We start from the raw sequence: 741 nt of genomic DNA, 5'->3' as shown, positions 1-741 counted from the left end.
CGACTACATCGAGCGGTTCTATAACGCCGTGAGGCGCCATTCGACGATCGGGTATCTCAGCCCTGTTGAGTTCGAGCGTAAGGTCGGATTAGCTTAACCGGGTGTCCTTCAAACCGGCAGCAGCTCAGGCGCCTGGGCCTCGACACCACGTCCTGGAATACAGGTGCTAGCGGTTTAGCTTGCACCATCGCGCGTTCGATCCCTATTAAGGTGACTTCTTGTGCCTTTCATCAGAAGCAAAAGACCGTTCCGATAGGAGCGACCTTGAGTGGGATTTGAAGTTGGCATTTTACGCCTCGTGTCGCAGCGTTCCTCCAAACGCGAGTCGTACCCCACACAATGAGCGCTAACGGACGCGTCCGCGATGCATTGCTGCTCCGCCGTACCCCACGCGGGCGTATCCGCCTCGGTACCCACCATGCCCGAGTCCGTATCCCGCTCGGACATATCCGGCCCTGTATCCGCCATATCCGATTCTGGCACCGTAACCACCGTATCTAAGCCCATATCCGTAGTGTCGGTAGCCAAAGTGCCGCCTGTAGCCCCAGTACGGAGTCGAATAGCCATAGCCGTAAGCCGGGGCATAGTCGTCGTACGCATAAGCGGGCGCGTAGCCATAACCATAATCATATGGAGCGTAGCCGTAACCGTAACCGTAACCGTAACCCGGGCTCGCTAGTGCGGCCCCGATGAGAGCTCCAGTTGCGAGACCGATCCCGGCACCGCCCCAACCCCAACCAC

General features: G+C 58.4%; 1 protein-coding gene. It reads left to right on the top strand.

Features of this window, described 5'->3' with window-relative positions; genetic code table 11:
• On the top strand, window positions 1-97 hold a 97-nt coding region (locus GWG67_RS39060), incomplete at its 5' end, for an IS3 family transposase (RefSeq protein ID WP_342761082.1).
• Window positions 98-741: the final 644 nt, after the last annotated feature.

Origin of the sequence: Bradyrhizobium sp. CSS354 (assembly GCF_029051725.1) — a bacterium.
In the GTDB taxonomy this organism is placed as follows: domain Bacteria; phylum Pseudomonadota; class Alphaproteobacteria; order Rhizobiales; family Xanthobacteraceae; genus Bradyrhizobium.
The sequence above is the reverse complement of the archived record's forward strand: the minus strand, read 5'-3'. Positions and strand labels throughout refer to the sequence as shown.